This is a genomic window from Collinsella tanakaei, from assembly GCF_021531055.1.
GTDB classification, from domain to species: Bacteria; Actinomycetota; Coriobacteriia; order Coriobacteriales; family Coriobacteriaceae; genus Collinsella; species Collinsella tanakaei_B.
The window spans coordinates 1-21,220 of the sequence record NZ_JADYTL010000002.1; the positions used below are offsets into that span (position 1 = coordinate 1).

General features: G+C 59.4%; 17 protein-coding genes and 3 tRNA genes. 3 read left to right on the plus strand and 17 right to left on the minus strand.

The genetic code is table 11. The annotated features are described in order from the left end of the window. Window positions 1-261 precede the first annotated feature (261 nt). The 6 genes from I6E04_RS02100 to I6E04_RS02125 all read right to left on the minus strand — a co-directional run bounded on the left by I6E04_RS02100 (window position 262) and on the right by I6E04_RS02125 (window position 9,206). The gene (locus I6E04_RS02100) at window positions 262-1,251 is read right to left on the minus strand and encodes a hypothetical protein (RefSeq protein WP_235421519.1); all 990 of its coding nucleotides are present in this window, start codon (window positions 1,249-1,251) and stop codon (window positions 262-264) included. Further along, entirely contained in the window at window positions 1,235-1,771 is a 537-nt protein-coding gene (locus I6E04_RS02105) for a DUF6932 family protein (RefSeq protein WP_235421520.1), read from the minus strand. Before I6E04_RS02105 ends, I6E04_RS02100 begins: the two co-directional genes overlap by 17 nt. Window positions 1,772-1,975: 204 nt before the next feature. Next, on the minus strand, window positions 1,976-2,806 hold the full coding sequence (locus I6E04_RS02110) for a GIY-YIG nuclease family protein (protein WP_235421521.1): 831 nt from the start codon (window positions 2,804-2,806) through the stop codon (window positions 1,976-1,978). A 20-nt stretch (window positions 2,807-2,826) separates the two neighbouring features. Further along, window positions 2,827-5,832, minus strand: a complete 3,006-nt coding sequence (locus I6E04_RS02115; RefSeq protein WP_235421522.1) for a type I restriction endonuclease subunit R — start codon at window positions 5,830-5,832, stop codon at window positions 2,827-2,829. 9 nt (window positions 5,833-5,841) lie between these two features. Beyond that, window positions 5,842-7,131, minus strand: coding sequence for a restriction endonuclease subunit S (locus tag I6E04_RS02120; RefSeq protein ID WP_235421523.1), 1,290 nt, complete (start codon window positions 7,129-7,131; stop codon window positions 5,842-5,844). Beyond that, complete coding sequence (locus I6E04_RS02125) at window positions 7,128-9,206, minus strand: type I restriction-modification system subunit M (protein WP_235421524.1); 2,079 nt, start codon at window positions 9,204-9,206, stop codon at window positions 7,128-7,130. The genes I6E04_RS02120 and I6E04_RS02125 overlap by 4 nt, the downstream gene beginning before the upstream one ends. Window positions 9,207-10,119: 913 nt before the next feature. Between I6E04_RS02125 and I6E04_RS02130 the strand changes: the two genes are divergently transcribed. Further along, window positions 10,120-10,587 carry a hypothetical protein gene (locus I6E04_RS02130; protein WP_235421525.1) on the plus strand — a complete coding sequence of 156 codons (468 nt, stop codon included), beginning with the start codon at window positions 10,120-10,122 and terminating at the stop codon, window positions 10,585-10,587. Here I6E04_RS02130 and I6E04_RS02135 read toward each other — a convergent pair. The 8 genes from I6E04_RS02135 to I6E04_RS02170 all read right to left on the minus strand — a co-directional run bounded on the left by I6E04_RS02135 (window position 10,584) and on the right by I6E04_RS02170 (window position 17,841). Continuing rightward, on the minus strand, window positions 10,584-11,777 hold the full coding sequence (locus tag I6E04_RS02135) for a hypothetical protein (RefSeq protein WP_235421526.1): 1,194 nt from the start codon (window positions 11,775-11,777) through the stop codon (window positions 10,584-10,586). The two genes, I6E04_RS02130 and I6E04_RS02135, sit on opposite strands and share 4 nt — an antisense overlap. A gap of 290 nt (window positions 11,778-12,067) precedes the next feature. Continuing rightward, complete coding sequence (locus tag I6E04_RS02140; RefSeq protein WP_235421812.1) at window positions 12,068-13,345, minus strand: PBSX family phage terminase large subunit; 1,278 nt, start codon at window positions 13,343-13,345, stop codon at window positions 12,068-12,070. Further along, entirely contained in the window at window positions 13,338-13,763 is a 426-nt protein-coding gene (locus I6E04_RS02145; RefSeq protein ID WP_235421527.1) for a transposase, read from the minus strand. The genes I6E04_RS02140 and I6E04_RS02145 overlap by 8 nt, the downstream gene beginning before the upstream one ends. Window positions 13,764-13,871: 108 nt before the next feature. Continuing rightward, window positions 13,872-14,528, minus strand: a complete 657-nt coding sequence (locus tag I6E04_RS02150; protein ID WP_235421528.1) for a hypothetical protein — start codon at window positions 14,526-14,528, stop codon at window positions 13,872-13,874. A 40-nt stretch (window positions 14,529-14,568) separates the two neighbouring features. Then, complete coding sequence (locus I6E04_RS02155) at window positions 14,569-14,991, minus strand: hypothetical protein (protein WP_235421529.1); 423 nt, start codon at window positions 14,989-14,991, stop codon at window positions 14,569-14,571. 221 nt (window positions 14,992-15,212) lie between these two features. Then, a complete protein-coding gene (locus I6E04_RS02160) occupies window positions 15,213-17,384 on the minus strand; it encodes a VapE domain-containing protein (RefSeq protein ID WP_235421530.1) in 2,172 nt (723 codons plus the stop codon). Then, window positions 17,381-17,575 carry a helix-turn-helix domain-containing protein gene (locus I6E04_RS02165; protein ID WP_235421531.1) on the minus strand — a complete coding sequence of 65 codons (195 nt, stop codon included), beginning with the start codon at window positions 17,573-17,575 and terminating at the stop codon, window positions 17,381-17,383. The genes I6E04_RS02160 and I6E04_RS02165 overlap by 4 nt, the downstream gene beginning before the upstream one ends. A gap of 56 nt (window positions 17,576-17,631) precedes the next feature. Next, entirely contained in the window at window positions 17,632-17,841 is a 210-nt protein-coding gene (locus I6E04_RS02170) for a helix-turn-helix domain-containing protein (RefSeq protein WP_235421532.1), read from the minus strand. Between the two features lie 122 nt (window positions 17,842-17,963). Here I6E04_RS02170 and I6E04_RS02175 point away from each other — a divergent pair, with 122 nt between their 5' ends. Together I6E04_RS02175 and I6E04_RS02180 are read left to right on the plus strand one after the other, a co-directional pair. Continuing rightward, a complete protein-coding gene (locus I6E04_RS02175; protein WP_235421533.1) occupies window positions 17,964-19,160 on the plus strand; it encodes a hypothetical protein in 1,197 nt (398 codons plus the stop codon). Between the two features lie 61 nt (window positions 19,161-19,221). Beyond that, on the plus strand, window positions 19,222-20,532 hold the full coding sequence (locus I6E04_RS02180; RefSeq protein ID WP_235421534.1) for a tyrosine-type recombinase/integrase: 1,311 nt from the start codon (window positions 19,222-19,224) through the stop codon (window positions 20,530-20,532). A gap of 124 nt (window positions 20,533-20,656) precedes the next feature. On the opposite strand, the gene I6E04_RS02185 is transcribed toward I6E04_RS02180, so the two are convergent. From I6E04_RS02185 to I6E04_RS02195, 3 genes are all read right to left on the minus strand, one after another. Continuing rightward, window positions 20,657-20,733, minus strand: a tRNA-Glu gene (locus tag I6E04_RS02185). 7 nt (window positions 20,734-20,740) lie between these two features. Further along, window positions 20,741-20,814, minus strand: a tRNA-Gln gene (locus I6E04_RS02190). A gap of 271 nt (window positions 20,815-21,085) precedes the next feature. Continuing rightward, window positions 21,086-21,162: transfer RNA gene (locus I6E04_RS02195), tRNA-Glu, on the minus strand. Window positions 21,163-21,220 lie beyond the last annotated feature (58 nt).

The window sequence follows — 21,220 nt, forward strand, 5'->3', positions numbered from 1 at the left end:
AGCTGGGGGCCGGATCCGAGTAGAAAGCGGGTCTCCGGTACCCATTCGAGACGCCGGCGGTATCGGTTCGCGATACCGCCGGTATCATGCCGAAATAATGGGTGGTATCAAAAGAGGCAAATACTCAGTTATCACCGGCCATGTCGGCCACCTTTCGTGTCGTGGCCGACAAAGAAATCGGCCCCTTAACCTGTATGTAGGCTAAGGGGCTGTCACAAGCTCATCTAGATTCGTAGCTGAGCCAACTACTCTGTCACAATCTCATTCCTGAAGACCAGGGAGCTTTTGAAGCGAGATTCCGATTAACTTTTCGTAGCTCCGACCACCTGGACGACGGCTGACCCGCCGCTCTACCTCGATGTCAACCTGATCGCCAGGATGCAGGGTCACTACATCGGCAGCTGAAATCGTTCCTATAGAGAGCGTTATCTCTTGCTCGCTGTCCGTGAGGACACGGAGCTTATCTTTCTGCGACATGGTTACAGTCAGGATTTTGCCAACGATGTGAATCGTCTCGCTATCGATATTTGCGTTCTGAATGACGACGGAAGCGTGTTTAGCTGTCTCATGCGTCAATCTAGACGTCTCGGGCGGCCTACCAGGTTCCTCCCATTCGAAGTCAACGTCAAGCGCGCCTTTGTCGACAGAATCACAGAAGGCTTTCATGGTAGAGGCCACGCGTGGGCCATGGTCCGTAAGTCGGTCGAGAAAATCCGTCTTGTCTGGCCCATCGACGTTGAGATCCTTAATCAGAGATGAGAATTCGTCAAACGCCAGGTCGGCAAGAGGCCGCGCGCCGATTTCGTCCTCGAGATCGAAGAGCGACTGGTCCTTCCCCTCGGGATAGAGGTCCGATATTCTGTCAAGCGTTGGAGCGACCTGTATGACCACAGAGCCAGGCATTGGCGATGCCACCATGGAAAGCTGTGTCCTACCGGTAACGCTGAATGGCAATGCGCCTGCAGAAGTCATAATTCCCTGAATGGAAGCCCCAATTGCATCAACACCGTCTTGCAGGGCCGAGAGGAACTTGCCGACGGCTTTGAGCGGTGCGGTGTGACCCTTTACGGAAGGTCCGGTGATGTGAATCACACCAATAGACGCGGGGTCGTCCTCTGGAGAGTGTTCGCGGACAAAGGCGTTCACACCCATCAGGGCCGCATCAGCAGGGTTCTCTGGCACCGTATAGGTGACATCGGGGTCAAAGCCCAGGGAGGACAAATAGTCATCGAGGTTAGGCGTCGTAGCCATCGATAATCACCTCCAGGTACCCTGCAGCCGGATAATGCCAGCGATCGTTTCCTTCAGCAAAACGTGCCTTCGACCAGAACTGGTCCCAATAACCACGTGTCACCATGTAGTTGTAGTCGTACCCGTACTCAGTTGGCGGCACTGGCAGCAAGTAGGAGTCAACACGGTCGTTCAGGCGCTTGACGAGCGGGTTCTTGCGCAGAAGAACCTGCGTAATGAACTGGCCCCTCGGGTCACTGGCAGCTTTGTTATACGCATCGCCATCAACCAGATAGACGACGTCGATATCGTGCGGCACTTCCTCTGAGGTGATAAAGCTGCCGCCAATCCATACAGCCGAGAGCCTTCCATAAGCTTGCTGCACGACGGCGGTTACTTCTTGGAATGCATCCCATATCTCACGGCGATTTGCATTGTCTTCGGGTACGTATTTATTGCGTAGCTCATCCATGGTCGTCTGATATCGGCCAAGCGGAAGAACCCTGCGAACTGCACCGATTTCTTGCAATTCAGGAATCAAGGCTCCTCCTTTCGCTTGGTTTCAAACTGCCGAAGTTTGAATTAGAAAGTATATACCCCCTGGCGTCATCGAAGGCTTCACGTTGCTGGATTTTTGGGTAACTGTAAGCATCTGTCCGGCAGTTAGCACTCTCAACTTACATAGTAGGTAAAGGTCACATATTAGCTGCGCAGTCTGTAGAAACCCGCTTCGTCCACGACCGTCTTACTTCCTATACAGCGCATCCAGCGTCTGCTTGTCGCCGTCTTTCCACTCAATCCATCCGTTGTTGGACCCACCCAACACGAAGTCGGCTGCGCCGCTGGGCGTCGAGAAGGAAACCGTCTTCACCAGCCGTCCGCCATCGCCATCCTGGACTAGGTCACCGGACGCCAGCAGCTCCTGCCGCAGCTTCTCGTAGCGGTCGAGCTTCGGCTTCACTTTAAGGTCAACAGGTGAGCCCTCAAGCACATCGAACGTGTCGCCCGTATACACACCACGCGCGCGCACGCCGCGCCGCGAAGTGTAGAACAGCTTCACGTCCGCCAACGCGTCATCGCTATCCTCGATCTGGTAGCCGAACGTGCCCATCACGAAGGCGATCTCCTCGTAGATTTGCTCGACGGTGGGCTTTTGGTACTGGTCGATCACGTAGCGCGGATCGACCTTGTTCTCCACGGTGTACCGCTTCGATGCGGTCGCCTGCTCGATGGCAAACTTCTCAAGTGCGCTCACGTTATCGAGCGAGAACGACTGAATGTCATCCGAGAGGAACAGTATCGCCTTGTTCCAGAAGTCCTTCTTGGCGTTGTGGTCGTCGAGCCGTGCGATGCCCTGCTTGGTCTGTCCAACGTACAAACGAGAGATGGCCCCGTCCTCGTCGTTGATGAGGTAGTAGATGCCGCGCATCGGCAAGTCTGCAATTTGCTTTGCGCGGGAGAGGAGCGGTCTCGGCACGAACACCGTGGTCATGGTCGAGAGCGTGCAGCGGCAGATTCGCACCCCGTTGGGCTCGCCATCAATGAACTGCGTTGTCATGGTCTTCAGTCGTGCCATATTGCGCCCCTTATCAGAATCTATTCCTGCGGTGAGTTATCGCCAGCGCCGTGCAGGCTCCGATATACGTCATCGACAAACGCGTGAACCAGCTGCCTGCGGGCCTCCTCGTTGTTCAAGAGGAAGCCATACCACTCGTTGTCCTGGTCGTAGTCTTTGACCAACGCGTCCTCAGCGCGATCGTCCACCGTGTTGCGGAAGTCGCGGGCAGTGTTGACCCTTGCGCTCTGCTGCACCTTCGGGTCGGCGCGGAGCGTGTCAAGCAGCGAGACGAGCGACCCCGCATGCACCACGGGATCGAGCGTCAACCCGAATCTGGCATTCCACTCCTCAATAATGCGCGAAAGCTTCTCATACTGGTCCTCGGCAAGACCGGTGCCAGTTCCCTTCGGGATGTGAACCTCAGGCTCGGGCTCAAGAGGGACATCAACGTGTTCGCCCGACTTCTCGACCGTGAAGTCTTCGAGCGAGACTTTATCAGCGATGTTGAAATCATTCCCACCACCATGGCCGGAGTCAATCTCGCGAATGAGTGACACGCAGAAGTTGTATTCCATGTGCATGTTCTTGTTCACGAACGGTGCAGCCTGCAGGAGGAAGCCGTACTGCTTGATGAAGTTCCTGATGACGCGCCTGACCTCGTCGGCCTCGTCCTCCTCCATCGCCCTAACCAGCGTGGCGGCAGCGTCGAGTAGCGCCCACATGCGGCCCTTCTCGCTATTGGTCCGATGCGCCTTCGCGAGCAGCGTGTTGAACTCTTCGACGTCATCGAGGTCGAGGATGCCATAGCCGAGGAGCCTGCGCTCGGTCTCCCTCACATCATCGATGGTCAGCGGTTCAATGAGCAACGTATCCTCGTAATAAGGGGCGAACGATTTCCTCACATCGTCGTAACTGTTTCGGAAATCGAGCACAAAGGTGCGCTTCTCGTATGGCGGGCAGATGCGGTTGAGCCGCGAAAGCGTCTGCACGCAGGTGATGCCCGATAGCCGCTTGTCCACATACATAGCAGCAAGCAGGTTCTGGTCGAAGCCCGTCTGGTACTTGTCGGCGACAAACAGTATGCGGTAGTCGTCGGTGTCGAAGTAGTCAGGCAGCTTCTCCTCGGCGAAACCGTTGATGCCGACCTCCGTGTAATCCGTCCCGTCAACAGAAACAGAGCCAGTGAACGCCACGAGGGCGCGGTACGAGCCCATTGTCTGCATGTGGGCCCTCCGCATCCCCTCGTAGGCGAGGTAGTAGCGTACGGCCTCCTCGCGTCCAGCTGTCACCACCATCGCCTTCGCCTTGCCGCCAAGCGTCATGGCAACCGTTGACGCGAAATGGTCGACCATCACGGAGAGGTTGCCCTCGATGGTCCCCGGTGCAACCGAGATGAGGTGTGCCAGCTGCCGCTTTGCGGCCTTGGATTCCAGCTCGGGGTCGTCATCAATCGCCTTCACGACCCTGCAATACGAATCGTAGGTCACGTAGTTCGAGGTCACATCCAGGATGAACCTCTCCTCGATGGCCTGCTTCATGGAGTACAGATCGAAAGCCACCTTTTGGCCGGATGCGTCGGTTTGGCCAAACTGCTGCAGCGTCTTGCCGGTCGGTGTCGCAGTGAAGCCGATGAGCGTGACATTCGGCTGCTTGCCAGAACGTGCGATGTCATTTGCGACGAATGCGGAGAGCTCGTCAAGCGACGAATCCTCCTCGACGCCTTCTGCGAGCGTGCTGTTCACGGCCTGCATCGTCTTGCCCGAGGTTGAGCCATGGGCCTCGTCGATGAGCACGGCAAAGTGACTGCCCTCGCCCTCGAAGGTGCCCGGCTCAAGATGCAGGAACTTCTGCATGGTCGTCACGATGATGCGATAGCTTTTATGCAACGCACGCCCGAGGTCGGCCGAGGTCTTACCCTTGTCCATTACGCACACGATGGCGGGTTCTTTGGCCGTATCGAGCACGGTGTCCTGGAGCTGCCTGTCGACAACCCGACGGTCCGTCACGATGACCACCTTGTCGAATAGCGGCGAATCGGTACCTGGCAGATACGTTGCCGCGAGCTTATGCGATAGCCATGCGATGGTGTTGGTCTTTCCCGAGCCCGCGCTATGCTCGATCAGGTAGTTCCGTGCGGTAGCGTTGTGCGAGATGTCATCGACGACCTTCTGAACGGCGCGAAGCTGCTGATAGCGTGGGAAGATGCGCGTCTCGCCAACCTTCTTGCCCTGCCTGTTGCGCTTGGTCGCCATGTAGATGAAGTCGTAGATGAGGTTAAAGACGGAGTCCTTGGTAAGAACTTCCTCCCAGAGATACGCCGATCTTGGCCCTCGCGGGTTCGGCGGATTACCAGGGCCGGTCGCATGAGCATCGCCACCCTCGTTACAGCCTTTGTTGAACGGCAGGAACGACGATTCTTTGCCTCTCAGCTCGGTGCATACGTAGACCTCGTTCAGGTCTACGGCAAAGTGTGCGAGAGCGCCCGCCTTGCTGTCGAGCAGCCTCGTTGTGCAGTCGCGGTCCTCCTTGTACTGGCGTATTGCCTCGCGATAGTCCCAGCTGGTTCCGGCAGAGTTACATTTCAACTCGATAGTGAATACTGCCAAGCCGTTCAGAAAGATTACGAGATCAATCCGCTCGTCTTCCTTGTGCCAGACCTCCTGCATCACCGAGAGGTCGTTCTCCTCGAAGAGCCTGACAGCATTGGGGTCGAATACGGCAGACGGCTTCGGATACACGAGATCAAGCGTGGCTACGCCATCGAAGTCGACGCCGTCCCACAACACGCGGATGAGTCCACGCCTGCCAATATCGGTGGCGACGCGATTAAAGATGCCCTCCTCGATGTCGCCGTCGAACAGGTTCCAGAGCTTCTCGAACGTCTCGGGCTGCGTGTCCTCGATGAACGCCATGAGCATGCCAGGGTCCATCGCGCGCTTGGAATCAAACTCGAAGTTGCCGCGTTTGATGTAGCCGTTCATTTCCAGCCCGTCATAAACGAGCTGCTGGAAGTCTTTCTCGGTAAGTGGGTTCTGTACAGTCATGGGCGTATCCTAAACAACGCGGCGCTTGCCGGTAACATATTCGTAGATGAGGGACTGACGCTGGGCGCGTAGGGTTTCGAGTTGTTTGCGCTTACCAGCGATAAGACGGTCAACCACTGAATACTTGCTATCAAGATAATTTGCGATCCGTTCCTGTTCATCAAGCGGTGGCAGCGGTACGACCAATCTGCCAAGAAGATTCTGGCTCAATGACGCGCGTGTTACTGAAACCATCTCGCGCGCAAAGTAGGCGCGTAGGTTTTCGGAGCGGAAGTAGTATGCCGCAAATCGCATGTTGAGTTTGCATGTATTGGGTCGAAACCGAATGAGAAAGCCGGCAAACGTAGCATTCTCAATGCTTTCTAGGCAGACCGACGCAAAGCCAATTTCGTCAATAGTCTCCGAAGTTCTTGTAAAGAACGCGTCGTTCTTCTTTACCGAGTATCTGTATCGTTCTTCTGAATTACTCTCTACCAGTCCTTCGACGGCACGTGGTAGGAAGACGTTTCGATAGACATCGCCATAACTTACGAATGGGTAACCGCTGCCAAAGGAATCGCCGTCTTTCGAGATGCCGTTCTGCATTTCGCCAAGGTAGAGCAATGGTGACATTCCCCAAGTTGAAGGAATGCTACCAAGATACTCATATCCGCTCGGCTTCATGTCGACAGTGAGATCCAGCCCTTTGGTTACCGTCTCCTGAATAAGGGACTTTCGATAATCGTCGAGAGTTTGTAGTTGCCGTTCAAGCACCGAGCAGGCACTGTCGAGTTTCGCGCAGGCCCTTCGCAGGTGGTCAGCAATCAGTTGCTGCTCGAAAAGTGGCGGTATTGGCACAATGATTGAACTCATCGATGTCTCTGAAATGGCTGGGTAGGCTATACCCCAGGACCGTCGCTCGATTTCTTCGCAAACCAAGTCGCTGCATATCAGGAACGTAAGATATAAAGAATCAAATTCGCAAGGTTCAAGCACGGCGAAACCCGTGGACACAATGACGTCTTCATCATCCTCAATGCGTGCGATGGCCTTCAGGTATGTTCTTACCGTCGAGACAATCGTATCGCCGCGTCGCACACGTTTACGCGCCCGGGAGGGCGCATCGCGAAACGCCATTTCCGCGTAACCAGTGACACCACTACATGCGGTCACCGAGCCTATGTCCACGTAACGAAACCAGTAATCCGGATTAGTACCTTCCGAAAGCGAGTCGGAGCGGAACGCAATACAATGCTTGAGCGGCGCCACCTTCCAAGTTTCAGGGACATCGCCCGACCATAGTTTCTTCCGCTCACTCACTTCAACTCACCAACCAGCTCTTCAAGCTCGTCCTCAAGCTGCAGGAACTCGTCAAGCAGTTCCCCGGACGGTCGTGGCGCTTCATAATGATAGAAATAGCGTGTGAACGGAAACTCCGCTCCAGTCCGTACGACCTTGGGCGTCTCCTCGTCAAACCACTGTGCATCAGGCACGTATGGATGCACCTCGCGGGCAAAGTAGTCTTCGACGGGTTCGGCTAAGCGAACGATCTCTGTGTCCTTGGTCGCCGGATCGTACTCGACGCTGCCATCGCGCTTGTATCGAAGTGGCGCATCCTTGTCGATGACTGACAGAGAGAACATGACTTTCTCTATGACGGCCTTGCGCTGCGCAGGCGTCTCACCCTTGCGGTAATCCGGCACATCAGCAAAGAGTGTCTTCAGGTGCGCCTCAAACGCCTTGTGGTCGTACCAGACTTCATCACTCACGTTGTCACGTAGAATCTGCACCATCTGCTCGAAGACCGGCTCGGCTGCCTCAAGATCGGCCAGCAGCTTCGCTTCCTTGTCCTTGCGATCCGCCTCGTCGATGAGTCGCAGCTCCTCCACCTTCGCGGGGTCGTGCATGCCGCGCATGAACTGGCCCTCGCACATAGCATCAATGCGCTCGTCGCAGATGCAGTAGCTTCGCTGAAGAGGCTGGTAGACCGCATACTCCTTGTAAAGGAACTCTTCGCAGGGGAGAATGTGGCTGCGCTCGTTTTCCTCGAAGGCGTGATAGAGCCCCGTGATCTCCTCGGCCTGCTCTTCTGAAATGAACTTGCGCTTCTTGCCGAGCGAACGCCTCATCGGCTCCCAAATGTCGGTTGCATCGATGAGTTGCACCTTGCCGCGACGTTCCGCCCGCTTGTTGCGTGAGATAACCCAGATGTAGATTCCGATGCCGGTGTTGTAGAAGAGGTCGGTCGGCATGCCGATGATGGCTTCGACATAGTCGTTCTCCAGCAACCAACGGCGCACCTGGCTTTCGCCCGATGTCGTTCCTCCCGAGAAGAGCGGGCTGCCGTTCGAGATGATGCACGCACGCCCGTATTGCGGATCGAGCTTGTAAATTACGTGCTGCATGAAAAGGAGCTGCATGTCGCCCTTCGCGGGAAGTCCCGCCGGGAATCTCCCGTTGGGCTTAAGGTGCTCCTTCTCCACGGCCTTCTCCACGCCCTGAGAGGCATCTTTGCCGCCCCACGGCTGTCCAAACGGAGGATTGATGAGCGACAGGCGCATGAACTCGCCTGGGAAACAGTCTTCCTTCATGGTGTCCGCAAGCTTGATGCGGTCCTCGCGCTGTCCCTTGATGAGCATGTCGGCAAGGCAGATGGCATGCGATTCAGGGTTGACCTCCTGACCGTACAGATAGACCGTCGCATCGGGGCACATCTCGGCGAGCTTCTCCTGGGCGCAGGAAATCATTCCGCCCGTTCCGCAGGCGAAATCCCCCACATTGATGTTCTTGCCAGGTTCGGTTAGGTCGTCGCATCCCTCGGCAAGGGCAAGGCGAACCATGAGTCGCACGATCTCGCGCGGAGTGTAGTGATCACCAGCCTCAGCATTCTCAGAAAAGCGTCGGATGATCTCCTCGAACATGTATCCCATGGCCACGTTGCTCACGGTATCGGGGTCGAGGTCGAGGTCTGCGAATTTGCGTACCACTCCCGTGAGCTTGGCCCCCTTCGCCATCTTGTCAATTTGCTTCTTGAAGTCGAGGTCGCTGATGATCTGCTTGATGTTGGGCGAGAAAGAGTCAAGATAACTCTTGAAGTTTCGCGCAAGCGACTGCGGCTCAACCAAGAGCTTGGCGAGCGTCCAGCGGCTGTAGTTGTAGAACGGGAATCCCGAAATCTTCCGTAGAACCGCATCGGGTATGTGCTTGTTCTTCTCGTATGCGGAGCAGACGGCATCACGCGTATCCGCCATGGCGCATTCCAGTCGACGGATGATAATCATCGGAATGATGACGTCCTTGTACTTGTCCGACTGGTATGTTCCACGAAGACTGTTCGCTATGCTGAATACGGCATCTACCTGCCGCTTGACGTCGATGGAGCTCTCGCTTGCCACTGCTCTCGCTCTTCCCATAACAGACTGCTGCCGCAGAGGCAAGCAGAAACCGATAAGTATAACCAAACTATTTTACCAGCGAGAAGAATCGATGAGAATGAGGCAATAGGCGGGTTATACTAGCGATTCCACAGGCGGGATAATCCGCTGCTGGTGAGCCAGCAAAACAAGCGCGTCTGCTCTTCTCGAGTTTATTTTGCCGCCATCCCTGGCTGCTGGCCTGGCCGTTCGCTACCAACCTCGAGTTGTCCGCAGCCCGGCCGCCCACGCTCCGGGTGTGCGCTCGGGCCGTTCGTGCCACATGCAGCCCACGCGCCCATGGGAGTCTCCCGTACGGCCAGCCGTCGGCTTCGGTCGGTCTTCGCATACGCGCCTACAGCAGCCCGCTTCGCGGTCTGCTTCCGGCCGCGTGCTCAGCCCGCCCTACGCCGCCGCCCGGCCTAATGCAAGGTCAACGGGGGCGCGTGGTCAGCGTGCGTCACGCCCGGCCAGCGGCGCACACCCTACGCATGCTCGTCCGGTCTGCTGCCGTCACGCGCTCGTCCGCGCCCGTCCAGTCCAACAGCCAGCGCGGGCGGCAAAGGCTCACTGCGGCGGCAACTCAGCAGCCACCACACGCCACCGGCATCCGCCTCCCAGCCGCTCCACCAGCAGCCGACGCCCAGCAGCGCCTGCCAGAAGCCGTCCCAGAGCCGCGACAGCCCCTCTTGCGACCCCCGAACTCGCCAGCTCCACAGAGAGCGCCTGCGGGCTCCTGGCAGCCCACCCGATGCCACATGCCACCCCGGACGCCGCCCCAGCCGTTACAATTGCTCCTGCAATCGTCCACCGAAAGCGAGGCGAGCCTCATGGCCATGCCCACCACCATAGACGGGCGTGGGGGCTCGAGGGCTACGCCCGCATACAGCGCACCGTGCGCGAGACCGACGTCAGCTCCGACGCCGACTTCCAGCGGTTCTACAACCGCTTCTACCGCGTGCGCAGGAACGCGGAGTGGCAGTCGAGCTACTACGCGATCATGGAGAGGGAGAAGGCCACCCCCTCCATGGCGTTCGAGGACGTGCTGCGCGAGATGAACGAGCTCACGGGCAATGTGGAGGCGTCCTTCACCAGCAAGATGATCGCCACGCTCCACCCCGACAGGTCGATATGGGACAGCCTGGTGCTCGCAAGGCTCGGCCTGAGGCTCAAGGGAACGACGGCGCAGGCCAAGCTCGAGAACGCCGTCGAGGTGTACGGGAAGATCGTCTCCTGGTACGAGACCTACCTGGCTACGGAGGATGCCGAGAAGAACATACGGCTCTTCGACGAGCTCCTTCCCGACTACGCTTGGCTCACCCCCGTAAAGAAGGTCGACTTCCTCCTCTGGAGCGAACGCTAGGTATCCTCACCATTGGAAGCCTTGCCCCTCGCGAACCCACGGGCACGCGCCTTGGCCGTCTTCTCGTCCTCGCCGTACCACTTCTGCCGATACTCCCAGGCGTTCATGGTGACGCCCACCTCGGCCATGTCCTGGCGCTTCTCGGCGCTCGTGTCCGTGATGATGCTGTCGTCGAACGTGACGCGCACCTCACCCTCGTCCGGGAGCTCGACCCCGAGCGAGCGCGAAGCCGCCATGACGGCCCTGCATATCCCAGCGATAGCGCTCTCCAGCGCATGCTCGTGTCTGCGGATGTTGCGCATCAGCGCCGAGTTGTCCGCCGAGACCTCCGTCGCGGTCTTCACGTACCCCGCTCCGTCGAAGTCGAAGTACCCCAGGCCGAAGCCCGTCAGGTCGCCGAGCATCTGCAGCGCGCACCTGAAAGCCCTCACCTGAGCGTCGGTCCTCAGCGCCGGCGCAAACTCCTGAATCGTGTCCTCCGTGCTCATCACCTTCCGGAACACGGTGCAGTCCTGCCGCCCAAACGGTATCGAGACCTTGCGCCCCCTGCCGTCCGTTTCCTGGTCGAACATCACGTCACTCAGGAACACCCGCATCTTGCCGTTGTCGATCTCCGAGATCATCGCGTCGAAGGCGAGGTCCACCGCCTGGATAGCGTCCACCGCGTCCGCGAACACGCTCTGCCCGTACGGGCTCATGTCCACGCGCGTATTGTCCACGGCCGGCTTCACGATGGCGAAGGTGGGATAGGGAGAGCCCGTCTCGTACACGGGGCACACGCCCGCAGGCGCGACCACCCAGAGCGTCCACGCGCCCGTCCCCATGCCAAATGCCTTGACCACGGTTGCCTGTGCCGCCGCCATGAAGCCGCTTTGGGCGAGAAACCCCTCGAGCCAGTCCGTGCACTCCTGCGTCCCGCACACCACCTGCGTCTTGTCGTTCAGCAGCAGCGACCCCCACTCCCGGCACACCCGCATTGCCGGATGAATCGAGCGCCTGTGCACCTCGTACATGCGCCCAACGCCGTCGGTGTCCTTGTAGTCGTAGAACGAGCCACACGCCTGCATCCACTCGTGCCACGCGCGTATGTGCGGCTCCATCGCCTCGAGCGGCAGCGCGAACCCGAGCGCCCGCAGGTACTCCCGCACGTGCTCCGGCACCCAGTACTCCTCCTCGTACGCCTGCCCCATCTACATCGCCCTCCATCGTTCGCGCCCAACCGGCTCTCCTGGCAGCTCCTCCAGCCCCCGCTCCTTTTCTTTCGCTTGGCGAGAAGAACGCGCCGCCTCCGCCACACGCCGCCGCACATCCCTCCCATACGCCACAGGCTTTAGCTTTGGATGCCGAGAAACCCGCCCGCATATCCTCAGCTCCCCGCATCCGCCGCGCTCCTCACGGTTCAAGTGCAAAACGCACCGAGAAGAACGTCCGTCACCTTGCGTTTTCAGTTGGTAGCTGAATATGCCGAGAAACACGCCCGTCACCCCCTCAGCACGTCGTCCATCATTGCGTAGCGCACCGCGTCGATGGAATGGTCATCACCGTCGGGGATCTCGTCGATCCAGCGCCCGTCGCGGTCGCGCAGGAACTCCTTGCAGGTGAACTCCTCGAACGTCCGCGGACACCGCGCAGGGTCGATGACAATCTCTCGCAGGCCCGCCAGCCAGTCGTAGGAGAGCCTGCGCATCCGCGCCTTCCGCGCCGGGTGCACGCGTATGCCGAGCTCGCGCCGCCAGACCGCCATCTGCACCTTGGAGTCGGGCGTGTCATCGCACCACACCAGCTGGTCGTGGAAGTAGGGCTCCGCGCCCGGCTCGTCGGCGTAGGTGAGCGCGTCCACCACGATGCGGCCCGTGTCGGCGGGCATCGTCTTGTTGGCCGAGTGCTCCTCAAAGACGGTGAGCCTGCGCGCGCCCGGCTCCCAGCCGCAGCGCACGAAGCGCCACGGGTCGGGGAACCATCCCCAGTCGACGCCGTTTCGCACCCGCTCGAAGCCCCGCACACGCTCGTCGGTGAGCCTGGCCTCCACGATGTTGTCGAAGACCGCGCCGCCCGTCCCGGTCACCTCGCCGAGGTATTCCCAGCGCCATGCGCGCTCGTTCTCCTCGTGCAGGTACTCCGCCTCCTCGATGAAGGGCGCGCCGAGCCACCCTGGCCGCGTCTCCACCACGTCGAGGTACGAAGAGCGCCTAACGAGCGTGTCCGCCCGCCGCCTGCGCTCGATGCACTCCACGTTCACCCAGCTCCACATCGTCTTGGGCGGGTTGTAGCTGTAGAAGATCCAGAAGTCCTCGCCGCCGCGGCGGAGCGAGTTGAGAATGGAGCGAACCGCCTCGATGCCGTCGAACTGGTCGAGCTCCTCGAACCACGTCACGGCGCAGTAGCCGCGCGTGGACTCCACGCCCTTGAGCTTGAGCGGATCGTCGGCGCCCCGGAAGACGACGCGCTGCCCCGTGTGCAGGTAGACGATCTCCATCGGCGAGAGCTTCGCTTTGAAGTACGCCGAGAGCCCCAGCGCCTCGATCGCCCAGAGCACCTGCTGGTACACCGAGTCACGCAGCGTGTTGGAGAAGCGCCGCACCACGCACGCGTTCGCATAAGGAAAAGCCACAACGAGAAGAACGATGCACAGGCTGATGAAGCTCGACTTCGTGCTCCCTCGGCCACCGTGCAGCCAGTAGTGCGTGTGCCCATGTGCCATCACGTCGCCGAGCACATCGTGGAAGCGCGGGATGCACAGGTCGGCGGCGCTAACCATCGGCACCGCCCGCCTCGCCCTCAAGCTCGTCCTCATCGGCCTTCGGCTTCGCAGCGCCAACCGCCACGCCGAGCACAATCTGAGGAGCCGCCTCGGCGCGCTCGCCCTTGTCGCGGGTTGTCTGCGCGTACTCGTCGGGATACTTGCGTTCCAGGAGCCAAGCGGCTGCGGTCCACTGGCCGTTCTTCTTGGTGGCCGCCTCGCGGATGGTGGTGAGAAGCGTCCGTTTATAGTCGGTCTCTACCTTTTTTAGCGACTCGCCTAACGCGCGATGCAGCCTCCCACTCGGCTTGGAGAGCCAACGGTACAGTGTTGCCTCGTGGATGCCCACTGCCCGGCAGATATCTTTGTTGGAGAGGCCATCGCCCTTGAGCGCGGCCATCTGCTCTATCAGCTCCTCGGTGAGCTTCGCCCTCATGCCGGACACCCCCTCCCTGATAGGCCCACATCCTCACGGGTCCATTGTCGGGAGGTGTCACAAAGAGAAGGACCCGTGCGGGGCCTGAATCATAATCAGCGAGTCCGATTAGTCGGGATGCGAGTGGTAGTAGATTCTGATCGTCGCATCTGACGGGTAATGGGAGGAGGAGCTGAAGTCATCCTCCCCGTTGATTGTGATGTGGTCCACCGAGCCGTCGCTATTGAAGAACCCGCCAACCAAATCGAGGTCGTTGAGGTCTATGCATTCGATATTGGTGAATCCGGCGTCCGCAAACCGCTGCTCCACGTCGGAATATAAGATTCCCTCCAGATCGCCAGAAGACGCGGGAACGGCGATATCACCCGTGAAAAGAGCGCCGATGCTGGGGGCGTTGGCCATGAGAAGGCAGAAGAGCATGAGCACGATGAGCAGGCCGAGTGCGGCGAACCCAATTATGTTGTCGTTCCGCTCCTTCTCCCGCTCGCGTTCCAGCCGTCTCACCTGCATTTCTGCTTCAATCGGGGCTCGAACCTTATCGCGTTCCGCGCGTTCCCTGTCGCGCTCGAACCGCGCCCTATCCCTCTCCGCCCGGGCTCGGTCGCGCTCAAGAACCGCCGCGCGCTCTTCCTCGCTCATCCCCTCAACCGAAGAGAAATCGAGCGCGACGTTCAGACCACAGCGTGGACACTTGTAGGCATTTCTCTCCCCTGCGGGAGAGAGGTCTGCCCCACAACGCGGGCAGATGAGAGGTCTTACCTTCATGAGACGGTTCCTCGCTACTGTGCAAACTGCTTTCAAGCGATTATACCGTGCCTATATCCCGCTCCCGCTTGCCGCGCAAGCCGTGCTTGCGCATGAGCCGCGAGTTCTGCTGCCTCAGACGCGCATATTCGCGCCTGGCCGCCTCGATCTCCGGCCCCTCCTCGCACCCCTCCGCCTCGCGGCGCAGGAGCTCGTTGAACGCACGCTCCTCGGCAACGTGCGCCTCCTCGGTACAGCGCGGGCACATCCCGCTCTGGCGGTTGAGGCGTACCCCGACGGCTCCGCATTGCGGACACACCGAAAGCACCCTCAGGCTCGCGTGAATCCGCGACGCCTGCATCTCAATGGCACGGACGGTCCTCTCCACGCCGTAGCGCCTGAGAATCTCCTCGCGCACCGCCGCAGCGCCCCGGTGTCCCAACTCACGGATCACATCGTTCTGTCCAGTTGTCCACGCGCTCATGCGGCACCATCGCCCGGACAAAACACCGTATCCACGTCTGCACTCGAGGTGTCCGGGTGTTCACGCCCGCAATCAGCGAGAAAACACCTTGAACACCAAAAGGGGCAGAGCTCCGCCTAGCCACTCGCATGCCCGTAACCCATCTGCTTCCACCATCATCCGCAGCGCTTCCCAATGAGGTGTTTAGGTGTTTATGGTGTTCGTTTCCGCAGCTCAACACGTCAAACACCAGGCAAACGTCCCTGAGCACCAGTGCGCTCAGCCTCAAGCTCTTCGGGTGTCTTTCGAACAAACGCCCGCTGAGAGCCATAACCCTCAATCCAGCGGTTGCTGGGACACCGCTTCCACTCGGGAAAGCGTCGCGTGATGATATTCGACACGCGCATGTTGTCCCTCTTCTGAACGCGCTCGCGGGGCATCTGGATTGCCTCGATGAGAATCTGCATCGTGCATACGGGCTCACCCTGCCTCTTACCCGTCAAGAACCTGCCGATCAGCCCTATCCATGGGTCCTCAGTCGTCGCGCGCTCGCGCATGGCGTTGGCCTCGTCCTCCACGGCCCTCGGCAGTACAAGGCCTCGGTTTGGGCACACACGGTAGTCCGCAAGCACTTCCGCCCACACCTGCTGCACGTACTCGAAGAAGTCCGGCGCGAAGATGTCTCGCGTGGCGCTTCTTCCGCAGCGGACGGGCATGAAGCGGCGGTTGCCCGTAGGGTCTTCCAGATACTCGCCCAAGTTCGTCGTGCCCACGAGCACGCAACGCCTCGGCAGCTGCACGGGACGCTTGGCGTAGGGCACCCGATAGCTGTCGGTCTGACTCGTAATGAACGACTTCAGGGTCTCGACCTGTCTGCCCTTGAACGCTGCCAGCTCGGCGAGCTCAACGAACCAGCGCCCCTGTATCAGCTCCTGCGCCTCCTTCGTCCCGATGTTCTTCACATCGTCCACGAAGAGCTCGTCGCGCATTGCCAGTCGGCGCAGGAGCGTCGACTTGCCGATTCCCTGAGGTCCTTGCAACACGACCATGTAGTCATACTTGCAGCCCGGCTGATACGCTCGCGCCACGGCAGCCCACAGCAAAAGTGCCGTCACCGCCCGCGTGTAGGGGCTGTCCTCCGCACCCAAACACTCAATGAGCAACAGGTCCTTTCGCGGCGTTCCATCCCATTCCGGCAGCGTGTCAAGCATGTCAACAAGGGCGTCAAAGCTCCTGCCATCCGAGAAGATCGAGAAGGCTGCGAGCACGTTCTTGTCTGAACGCACGAGCGACTTTCCCTCAAACCTGTATCTCTCCTGCATGCGCGCAAAGAGATAATCGTCGTCGACAGGACGCCATATCTTCGCGTCAGCGCTCCACGGCAGCCCATCCTCGACCACTACCTGCTGGCTCATGCGCTCCAGGCGCACGCCAGCGAGAGCGGGATCCTCCTGCATCCACCAAACGAGGGCGGGGACGGTCGGGGCATAGAAGCCGATGCAGTCTCCGTCCTTGTTGAGCTTTGCCTCAAGATGCGGGTTGCTCCATATGCTCGCGCGGCTCATCGTCTCTACGCCCCCATCGCCAAGGGAGCGCCTCCGCGACGTCCCCGGTGGATGCCGATAGGCACTATCGACCTTCTGGACGATGATCGAGTCCGGCAGGGGCGGCACACAACGGCTCTCGTTATATGCGCGGGCAGCCACAAGCGTGACGTCCCTCGGCACGCACTTTGAGTTCATCGAGCACGCAAAGCGATAGATCGTCTCATCTCGCGCGCCCTCGTGAAGCACCTCGGGCAGCTTAAAGGGCGCTTTCCGCACCTCCGCGCCGTTTGTGATTGCCGCCGCTCCATCGGTACCTGGACGATGATGCATCACAAACGCGAGCACGTTCTCATCCGCCTCGGCGATTGCGCACTCATCGGGGCTCATGTCCCAATAGACCTCGCGCCCATTGGGATGAATCGAGCCGGGAAGCATGGCGTAGCCCTTCTCGCCTCGGAAATCCACGTGCGTGTTCTCGTTCTTGTAGGAGTCGGGCACGCCATCAGGGAAGCGAAAGTAGAGGTGAGTGCCACCCTTGCCAGTCACTGTACTGGCCGTATCCGGAAACCTCCCGTGCTCCACCTGCCATTCGGCAAGCTCCTCGCGCCCGTCGAAGGATTTGTCCTCAGCAACGTCCAGGTCAATGACGCCAATGTTGCCGGAGACGGCACCACAGGCAACAGCAATATTGCTGTCAGGATGATCGGAGAACATCGCCTCGATGGTTGCCTCATCGCGCGTCGCGTCCTTGAAGCCGTGTGAGCCCTTGTGCGGCTCCTTCGCACGGGCAGCGAGCGTGAACACCGCGAAACCATGACGGGCCGCAAGGCCAAGCGCCATCTGCCTGCGCTCGTCGTACCCCGTCATTCGTCACCGCCCATCACGTACTCCACGAACCGCGGCTTCGGCACGAACCACTGCCTGCCGCCCACCTGCACGGCGGGGATCTTGTGCTCGCGGCACAGCTTTCGCACGTACTCGACCGTGAACCCAGTTAGCTCCGAGATGTGCGCAGGCGTCAGCAAATCAGGGTAAGCCGCGAAGATCTCGATTGGCATCTCTTGGGCTGCATCGGACGAATTGGATGGAATTGTCAGACAGTTGTGCGACATGGCTACGACGCCACCTTCTGGAGACGCTCCTTCGCCTCGAGTCGCTCGAACGCCGCAAGCATCTTCTTGACCTGCCTGGGATACGGAACGAGATGACCGTTCTCAATCTGAGAGATCGTGGATACATGCAGCCCCGACTCCCGCCCAAAGGCAGACTTCGACAGGCCGAGCCTCTCCCTCCGCTGGGTAATTTCGAATCGCGAGAGTTCCATGAGGTACCTCCGTTCTTTGGCGTTGACGCGCCCTGTTGGTGTTGGTACCATCGTAGCCATCAGAGTTTACTGTTCTTTTTGGTTTACGGTAGATTTACGATATTTTGAGAGTGACGGTTACTATGAGATTGGTTGCCCTGAACGAAGAGCGCGCGGTATATCTCCCGGAAGGGGAAGATCGCGAGGTCGAACCTCGAGCCGCCCTGAACAAGCTGCTCACCGTCCGCTCTTGGAAGGCGATGCTCGACTTCTTGAAGAACGAGGCCTGCTGCTCGCTCTTTGCCAAGCGTGAGGACGATCCCCTTAAGAACGGCCTCTGGAAGCCCGAAGAGCTTCAAATCGACCTGTCCGGCTCCCTCAAGTCGCGGATTGATTCTGACAGCGAGATCGACTATCTCGACGAGCTAACCGAGAAGGACTTGCTTTCGGTGAGCAAAGACGAGCTTCATGAAGTTTGGATTCCCGAACTGTTGTTTTTTCGCGACAGCTATGTCCGCTACCTCACTATCGCTGCTTACGCTTTAGGAGCTACGCCTCCTGACGGATTGTTCAAGTTCCCCGAGATCACAGAGGCGCTCGAGCAGGAATACGTCAGAGACTTTCTCAGCGATGTTTCGAAGTATGCCGCTGTTGCCCTTGACGATGAGTCAACTCACAAGATAGCGGGCACTTATTTTGACAGCATCGCGGAAGACACTATTTTTGAGAATTTTGGCAACTATCCCGACGGCATCAACAAAGACGGCTATTTGCTCACAACATACGAGGAGTGGCCCGAGAATCCGGTTGATTCGCTTGATAGCACCTACTACTTCCTCATCGTTTATGAACGAGAGAGGTACTCGAAAGAAGAGGCAATCCGACTGCTGTGCGGAGAGCTAATTACTGTTGATTTGGGCACGCCGATGTATCTAAACCCGATGGACTTCTACCACTACTACACTGACGAACCGGATTTCGAAATCAACTCCCTATTCTCGCTGAATCAGGGCTTTTTCCGTCCTAAAGATGACGGCGGCTTCACTCGCTGGCAAACCGCTCTCTATGACACCGTCGAGGACGCCATATACGATGGCCGAGTGTCTCTCTGCCCCGTTTGCGGCACTCCAATCATTACTCGCTCGACATCGAGCCGCGCTGAGTTCTGCTGCGAATCCCACAAGACGGCGGCTAGCAAACGCCGACGTCAGACCGCACATATCCTGTACGCCTCCGGCACCCCTCTCGAAGACGCAGTCGCACAAATCGGAGAGGACTACCGCACCTCCATCGAGCGCTGGTACGCGGAGGCCCAAAGAATTGCCCACCCCGCCCCATAGGGGCGTGATGGAATAGCAAAAGACCTGCTCACGATGCTCGCAAACCAAGGAGGTGAATGTAATGGCAAAAGGAGACGGAAGCATTACGGAAGTAAAGAAGCCCGACGGCACCAGCTACGCCCCAAAGCACTGGAAGGTTCGCATCGACCTCGGCACCAACCCCGTCACCGGCAAGCGCGACGTGGTCTCGCGAAACATCAAGGGCACCAAGTCCGACGCCTGCAAACTGCGCGACCAACTCAAGGCAGACCTCGAGAACGGTCTCTCGGCCAACGCCGACAAGATGACCTTCGCCGAGTTCGCAGAGCAATGGCAGCAAGCTCGCGAGACGGCGGCAGAGATCAGCAAGACGCGCTTGCGCCGGGAGCGCACCATCATCGAGGACATGTGCTCCTACATTGGGGCCATCAGGCTTCGCGACATCACTGCCCAGACCATCGAGGGGCTCTACATGAAGATGCGCTGGGACAAGACGGAGGAGAAGGGCAGGTGCAGCGGCACCACCATGAACATGATCCACAAGCTGCTCAAGCAGATCCTCTCGCGTGCCGTGGATTACGACCTCATACTTCGCAACCCCGCCGAGAAGGTCAAGGCGCCGCGATGCGACACACCGGACCGTCGCTCCCTCACCACCGCCGAGGCACGTCAGCTGCTCGCGACCATCGACGAGGCAGAGGACGAGGCGTATGCGTCCCGCGACGCCATCGAGGAACGGCAGGAGAAGCGCGGCGACACCTCGGAGCGGAGCTACCTGCGAGGCCTGTCCAGCATCGGGAACGTCATGGTGGCACGAATCGGTCTCGCAACCGGCATGCGACGCGGAGAGGTCCTGGGTCTCACGTGGGGCCACATCAGCTTCGCACGGGGAACCATCCGCGTCACCCAGTCGGTCACGACCTACGGTGAGGTGAAGGAGCCCAAGACCGAGGCGGGGAAGCGCGTCATCGCCGTGGACGAGAAGACCATAGAGCACCTGAGGCGGTGGAAGCAGTTCCAGCGAGACGAGCTCGCCATTCTGTCGCTCGACCAGACGAGGGACACGCCCGTCTGCTGCAACGACAAAGGCGGCCTCATCGCCCCGACGAACTTCTCGCGCTGGTGGCGGTCCTTCACGAAGGCCCACGGTTTCGAGGGCCTGAAGTTCCATGAGCTCAGGCACACCCAGGCAACGCAGCTCGTCGCCGGCGGCATGGACATGAAGACCGTCCAGCACCGGCTCGGCCACGCCTCGGCGACCCTGACGATGAACCTCTACGCCCACGCGCTGCCCGAGAATGACGCTCAGGCGGCTCAGCTCATCGGCAGCCTGTTCTCCGAAACGCCGAGCGAGCAGGCAAGGCAGGAAGGAGCTCTCAGGGTCGCGGTCTAGACCGATCGCGTCCCGGATTGTGTCCCAGTCCCCGTTGTGTCCAGATTGTGTCCCACGAAGGAGGAGCGATGAGGCCTCAAAAGAAAACAGGCCAGAGGACGTGTCCCCTGACCTGCGGTCTTGTTGGTAGCCCGTACCAGATTCGAACTGGTGATCTCCGCCTTGAGAGGGCGGCGTCCTAAACCGCTAGACGAACGGGCCAAGTGGATGGCTGGGATGGAGGGAGTCGAACCCCCATTGACGGAACCAGAATCCGCTGTCCTGCCATTAGACGACATCCCAATAGTGCATCCGCGCTCGCGTTGCCGCTTTGCGCAAGAAAGTATATTACGGTACGGCATCGCTCCGCGCAAGCCCCAATTTCAAGTTTTTTGAGATGGATTCGGCGGCCAGCGCCCCCGCGGGAAAAAAGGGACTGTCCCCATTTTCCCGTGGGAAGATGGGGACAGTCCCTTTTTCCCACGGGGACGGAGCGAGGCTTTTCCGGCGGGACCTGCGCTTCCCGCGGGGCCCGCGCATGAAAAAGGGCTCCCGTGGGAGCCCTGAGCGTACGTGGTAGCCCGTACCAGATTCGAACTGGTGATCTCCGCCTTGAGAGGGCGGCGTCCTAAACCGCTAGACGAACGGGCCATATGCGCGGTGCGTTTCCGCTTGCGCAGGAAGGATATTACGGGAACTTCCCCACACG